Origin of the sequence: uncultured Corynebacterium sp. (assembly GCF_902782855.1) — a bacterium.
Taxonomy (GTDB): Bacteria; Actinomycetota; Actinomycetes; order Mycobacteriales; family Mycobacteriaceae; genus Corynebacterium.
Genome location: NZ_CACZOO010000348.1, coordinates 1 through 4,469, shown reverse-complemented (window position 1 = coordinate 4,469; position 4,469 = coordinate 1). Strand labels below are relative to the sequence as shown.

Sequence of the window (4,469 nt, the reverse complement as noted above, 5' to 3'; positions counted from 1 at the left end):
GCCCGCCTGCAGCGCTACGAGGAGATGGCGGCGGAGGCCGAGCAGTACAAGAAGCTCGACTTCGAGGAGATCCAGATCCCGACCCCGCCGCGCCTGGGCAACCAGGTCGTGGACGTCAAGCACCTCACCAAGGGCTTCGACGGTCGCGTCCTCATCAAGGACCTGTCGTTCACCCTGCCCCGCAACGGCATCGTCGGTGTCATCGGCCCGAACGGTGTCGGTAAGTCGACGCTGTTCAAGACCATCGTCGGTCTGGAGCAGCCGGACGAGGGTGAGGTGCAGGTCGGCAAGACCGTGAAGTTGAGCTACGTCGACCAGAACCGTGAGAACATCGACCCGGAGAAGACGGTGTGGCAGGTCGTCTCCGACGGCCTGGACTACATCATCGTCGGCCAGAACGAGATGCCCTCGCGTGCGTACCTCTCCGCCTTCGGGTTCAAGGGTGCAGACCAGCAGAAGCCGGCGAAGGTGCTCTCCGGTGGTGAGCTCAACCGGCTGAACCTCGCGTTGACCCTGAAGCAGGGCGGCAACCTGATCCTGCTCGATGAGCCGACCAACGACCTCGATGTCGAGACCCTCGGTTCCCTGGAGAACGCGCTGCAGAAGTTCCCGGGTTGTGCCGTGGTCATCTCCCACGACCGGTGGTTCCTTGACCGGACCTGCACCCACATCCTCGCCTGGGAGGGGAACATCGCCGAGGGCCAGTGGTTCTGGTTCGAGGGTAACTTCGAGGACTACGAGAAGAACAAGGTCGAGCGTCTCGGCGCAGATGCCGCCCGACCTGCCCGGGTAACGCATCGTCGGCTCTCTCGTTAGACTGTTTGTATAAACAAAACAGGCTAAAAGGAGATTTGATGCCCTTCGTCGAGCATGAGGCGAGCGGGAACCGCTTCCACAGCACGCGGGTCAACCTGCGCTGGTCGGACTTCGACCAGTTCCAGCACGTGAACAACGCCGCGTACCTGGAATTCTCGCAGGACGCCCGGATCGATTTCGTCCGGGACGTCCTCACGGAGATGGACATCTCAGTCCCGGCGTTCATCGTCCGGTGGGCATCCGTCGACTACCGCAAGGCCCTGTCGTCGAGTGAGACGCAGGTCGTCGTCGAGTCGTTCATGTACGAGATCGGCGAAAAGTCCTTCAGGATGCGCCAGAACATCCGCAACGCCCAACACAGGATCGTCGCCGTGGTCGACACGGTCAACGTGGCCGTGGACATCCTCTCCGGGAAGACGCGGCCCTGGACCGAGGGGGACATCGAGGTCATCAACATGTTCATGCTCCCGGTCGAGGAGGAGGACACCTCCGCGCGAGCCCGGGCGAAGAAGGACTCCGAGGCGGACACCGGCATCTGACCGGCGACGGGTCGGCGGCTGTACCCTGGGGCCTGTGACCCCACCATTGTGCCCCCTGTCCGGCGGGATCCCCGGCCCGACGACGCTCACCCTCACCTGTCCGGGCCGTGAGCAGGCGTCCACCCTGCGGCGTGTCGCCGCAGTGGTCACCCGCGTCCTGCGGATGGATTCCGGCGCGATGGTCCGCCTCGTCACCCGCGGGGGGCACGCCACGGACCTGCTCGTCGCCACCCCGTTGGGTTGCGTGGTCGCCCAGCGGATCCGCGCCATCGTCTCGGAGGACGGCGCGGTGGTCTCCGCCGACCCGCTACCGGCCCTGCTGGGGGACGCCGCGTCCGCCGGTGGTCCCGTCACTCTGGACCTCGGTGGCAGGATGGACATGCTCTGGACAGGGACGCCGCCCCCGGCCGACGGGTGGAACGTGGTGGACACGATCCCCGCCACCGGTGTGCGAGAGGTTTTCGGCCGGTTCCGGTCGGAGGCTGAGGCGCACTCCGGACCCCACGGGTTGCCACCGTCGCTGCTGGATCAGCCGCTGCTGCGTCTGACCAGCCCCGGGCAGACCGGGATCATCGAGATCCCCGGCAGTGTCGTCGCCGCGATGGGCTCACTGGGGCTGGTGAAGGAACCACCGGCCCGGTTGGCAGACCATGACCTCATCCGGGTCAGCGTCACGGGATCATGGATCCGCGTCGACGCGCTCTTCGGTACGCTCTACCTGCCGCGACCCGGGGGCCTGGCCCGCATTCCCTCGCCACGGTGATCACAGCATGTCGGCGATGAGTTTCACCGACATGACCGCGACGAGTACCAGTAGGGCACCGCGGACAAAGCCGGTGCCGCGGTCGAGCACCAGCTTCGCGCCGATCTGGGCGCCCAGGACATTGGACACCGCCAGTGCGGCACCGAGCAGCCAGAGGATGTGGCCACCGGCGGCGAAGACGACCAGTCCACCGAGGTTCGTGGCGGTGTTGACGAGTTTCGTCATCGCCAGCGACCGGATCAGGCTGCGGGACATCAGCGCGGTGAAGACGACCACCAGGAACATACCGGTGCCGGGTCCGAAGAAGCCGTCGTAGAAGCCGATGGCGGCGATGAGAAGGAGCCCCGTGACGAGCCGCGCGGGGGAGGGGCGGTGCGGGGCGCCGGCGGTCCAGGTGTCCTTCGCGGGACCGCCGCCGCCCCGCCCGAACTGGGGACGCGCCGCGACGAACACGCCGACCGTCAGCATGAGAACCACCACGACCGGCCGGAGGATCTCGGAGCTCACCGAGGCGGCGAGGAGGGCACCGCCGGCGGAGCAGAGACCGGCGAGGGGAGCACAGAGCCGGACCACCTGCCAGTCGACCTGTACGGTCCGCGCCATGCGCAGCCCGGCACTCGCGGTGCCGAAGACGGCGGAGAACTTGTTGGTTCCCAGTGCGACCTGGGCGGGCAGACCCGGGGCGAGAGCGAGGATCAGCGGGATGAGGACGAGGCCGCCACCGCCGATGACGGCGTCCACCCCGCCGGCGAGCACCGCGCCGAGCAGGAGGAGGAGCAGGCCGGTGGGGGTCAGCCCCGAGTCCGGGGCGATGACGTCGATGACGGCGACGAGTCCGGGGAGGTCGGGCGGTGCCGGAACCTCAGGCACGGTTGATGAGCATGTCGGCGACCCGCACCATGTGGTCCCACACAGCCTCGCGGGCGGGGCCGGGGAGTTCGTCGTCGCTGACGGCGCCGAGGGCGTCCGCCATGATGGTCAGCCAGTGCTCGCGGGCTTCGGGGGTGACCGCGAAGTGCATGTGCCGCATCCGCAGCCGGGGGTGGCCGCGGCGCTCGTTGAAGGTCTGTGGTCCGCCCCAGTACTGCACGAGGAACCAGCGCAGCCGGTCCTCGGCGCCGGCGAGGTCGTCGGAGGGGTACATCGGCCCCAGGACGGGGTCGCCGGGGATCCGCAGGTAGAACTCGTGGACGATCGTCCGGAAGACGCCCTCGCCGACCAGGTCGTAGAGACTCTGTTTCTGCTGGGCCGGCTGAGTCGACCGGGCCGGCTGAGTCGACCGGGCCGACTGTTGTTCCTGATGGTCCTGCCGGGCCGGCCGCCGGCGGGGTCCACCGGGGACCGGGGAGATGGGGATCGTCATGACCCCAGACTAACCGGCGTCCTACTGTGCGTCGAAGGCGCGGGCGGCGGCGGCGCGTTCGGCACGGGCGACTCCCTCGGACAGGACGCGACGCAGGCCCGCCGGGGTCGCGCCATCATCGGTCAGCGCCTTGACGTCGGCGAGCACGGTGGCACCGGACCAGGAGGGGAACAGTCCCTCGCAGTTACGCAGCGCCATCTCGGAGGACAGTGAGTTCCACATGCCGACGACCCGGTCGACGTACTCGGTGCCGAAGTCGGCGAGCAGCTCATCCTGGCCGACGTGGGCGAAACCCGCCATCCGGAAGCGCAGGGCGAGGTTGGACTGCTCCGCACCGTGGAGCGTCAGGATGTCCCAGGCCTCCCGCTTGACGGAGGTGACGGGCAGCGCCGCGCGCGCAGCCAGCGCATGCATCGCGCCGGAGGAGGTCGGGTCCTCCGCCTCCTCGATGGCGATGAGCGCCTCGGATTCCTCGGCGGTGAGCACCCCGGCGGTGCCGACCAGCGCGGTGAGCAGTCGCCAGCGCAGGTCGTGGTCGACGGGGAAGCCGGGGAGCAGGGCGTCGGCGGAGGTGGTGTCCTCCAGCCCGAGCAGGCCGCGGATCCATGCGGTGGACGCCGGGGTCTGCGCTGCGGCGGTGTAGGCGCGGACGAAGGCGAGCCGGGCCTGGCCGTCGGTCGCCTCGGCCCCGGCGCGGAAGGCGTTGCGCAGGATACGGCGTCCCTGGTCCCGCCAGTCGTCGGCGACGTAGTTCTCGACGGCGGAGATCGCCTGGGTGAGTACCTGCTCGAGGACGCCGAGCTGGTCCTCTGCGACGGCACCCCGGGCGACGAGGGTGACGAACTCGCGGGCCTTCATCTGGGCGTTGCGGGTCGCCTGCCAGGCAGCGGACCAGATGAGTACCCGGGCCATCGGGTCGGCGATCCGGGCGATGTTGGCGACGGCGAAAGCCAGTGAGTCGGCGTCGAGGTCGATGAAGCCGTAGGTG

General features: G+C 68.8%; 6 protein-coding genes. 3 read left to right on the top strand and 3 right to left on the bottom strand.

Features of this window, described 5'->3' with window-relative positions; translation table 11 throughout:
* From QZV72_RS14115 to QZV72_RS14105, 3 genes are all read left to right on the top strand, one after another.
* Positions 1 to 816, top strand: an 816-nt coding sequence (locus tag QZV72_RS14115; RefSeq protein WP_297009315.1) for an ATP-binding cassette domain-containing protein, incomplete at its 5' end; no start/stop codon positions are given.
* Between the two features lie 38 nt (positions 817 to 854).
* Positions 855 to 1,355 carry a thioesterase family protein gene (locus tag QZV72_RS14110; RefSeq protein ID WP_297009313.1) on the top strand — a complete coding sequence of 167 codons (501 nt, stop codon included), beginning with the start codon at positions 855 to 857 and terminating at the stop codon, positions 1,353 to 1,355.
* Positions 1,356 to 1,389: 34 nt separating this feature from the next.
* Entirely contained in the window at positions 1,390 to 2,118 is a 729-nt protein-coding gene (locus tag QZV72_RS14105) for a hypothetical protein (RefSeq protein WP_297009312.1), read from the top strand.
* Here the strand turns inward: QZV72_RS14105 and QZV72_RS14100 are convergent, their stop codons facing one another.
* From QZV72_RS14100 to QZV72_RS14090, 3 genes are all read right to left on the bottom strand, one after another.
* Complete coding sequence (locus tag QZV72_RS14100; protein ID WP_297009311.1) at positions 2,119 to 2,988, bottom strand: TSUP family transporter; 870 nt, start codon at positions 2,986 to 2,988, stop codon at positions 2,119 to 2,121.
* Positions 2,981 to 3,340, bottom strand: coding sequence for a globin (locus QZV72_RS14095; protein WP_297009316.1), 360 nt, complete (start codon positions 3,338 to 3,340; stop codon positions 2,981 to 2,983). Before QZV72_RS14095 ends, QZV72_RS14100 begins: the two co-directional genes overlap by 8 nt.
* 162 nt (positions 3,341 to 3,502) lie before the next feature.
* Positions 3,503 to 4,469, bottom strand: a 967-nt coding sequence (locus tag QZV72_RS14090; protein WP_297009309.1) for an ERAP1-like C-terminal domain-containing protein, incomplete at its 5' end; no start/stop codon positions are given.